Genomic DNA, 1677 nt, shown 5'->3' on the forward strand with positions numbered 1-1677 from the left:
ATGGTATAGATGAAGGAAGTGGTGTAGCAAAGTTCTTGAGCCTACGAACAGAAACTTGATAAGGCGATTAGGTGGATAAGGTTGCCGAACAAACCAAAGTCCTAATGGTAAACGTATACCGAAGTTGTAAATCAAGAGGTTGTGGAACGAAAGATTAGTGTCTTACCTTGGGAGGACCTACCCACATGTCCTTATAGGACATGGTCGAAAAAGGTTTAGGGAGGGAGTCAGATGAGGTCATAGTAGGTGTAGAAACCGAAGGACTGAAACGATTTATAGTATGAATCGCCATACTTAAAATGTTATGGAAATCAGAAAGCCGATGAATAAGGAAAGTAGGAACGTAACCAAGGATACTTATTTATATTGAGTGGGATAATACATAATAATCTTATAATGGAATGAGGAGTAACAACGATGGAATTAATGGAAGTAATATTATCAAAGAATAATATGAACAGAGCTTACCTTAAAGTTAAAGAAAATAAAGGTGCTAGCGGAGTAGATAAAATATCAACGGAAGAATTAGGAGAATATATTAAAGAAAATAGGGAATATATTATAAATTCTCTAAGGAATAAGACATATGTACCTAAACCAGTTAGAAGAGTCTATATTCCTAAAGCAAATGGAAAGAAACGTCCGCTAGGAATACCGACTGCACTGGACCGTGTCATTCAACAAGCAATAGCACAACCTATATCTGAAATTTATGAAGGGATATTTAGTGACTATAGTTATGGTTTTAGACCGAACCGAAGCTGTCATGATGCAATAAAACAAGCTCTAGAGTATTTGAACTCAGGATATGAATGGGTAATCGATATAGACATAGAAAAGTTCTTTGATAAAGTTAATCACGATAAATTAATTCAAATACTTAGGGAAGAAATTAACGAGAGTAAAGTATTAAACTTAATACGAAAGTATTTAAAAGCCGGAGTAATGGAAAAAGGTATAGTCAAAGCTACGAAGAATGGAGTACCTCAAGGAGGACCACTTTCGGTGGTTCTATCTAATATCTATTTAGATAAATTAGATAAAGAATTGGAGAAAAGAGGATTACGATTCGTTAGATATGCAGATGATGTAATGATATTTGTTAGAAGTGAAAAAGCAGCAAATAGAGTTATTGAATCGATAAGTAAATGGATAGAAAAGAAACTATTTCTAAAAGTTAATGCAGATAAGTCTAAAGTAGTTAAACCAACCAGAAGTAAATACTTAGGATTTACATTCCTTAAAAACGGAAAACAGTGGAAAGTTAAACCACAAAGTGAAAAGAAAGCTAAGTTATACAAGGTCATTCGAGATTATCTTGAAAGAGGAAAAGCTACAGCACGACCGCTAGCAGCTACCTTTCTTAGAGTAAATCAGATAGTTAAAGGGTGGATAAATTATTACCGAATTGGAATGATGAGTAAATTCATGAGAGAGTTCGGTCAGTGGTTAAGACATAAAATAAGAGTCATTATCATAAAACAATGGAAAAGACAACGAACGATTTATAGGAATCTAGCCTATATTAATAAAAAATATAGGAATGGGTTTCAACATGAAGATATCTTTAAAATAGCTAACACTAGACTAGTTTTATACAAATAATGTGGTATGAATATTATTAACTATATTTTATCACCAGAGCTCTTAGAAACAAAAATAAAGAATCGACCAGCA

At 33.3% G+C, this 1677-nt stretch carries 1 protein-coding gene; it reads left to right on the forward strand.

What is annotated here, in order from left to right; all coding sequences use genetic code 11:
* The first annotated feature begins 417 nt into the window (after window positions 1-417).
* Window positions 418-1605, forward strand: a complete 1188-nt coding sequence (gene ltrA / locus BMX09_RS09785) for a group II intron reverse transcriptase/maturase (protein WP_089748096.1) — start codon at window positions 418-420, stop codon at window positions 1603-1605.
* Window positions 1606-1677: the final 72 nt, after the last annotated feature.

Source organism: Granulicatella balaenopterae (assembly GCF_900111135.1).
GTDB lineage: Bacteria > Bacillota > Bacilli > Lactobacillales > Aerococcaceae > Granulicatella > Granulicatella balaenopterae.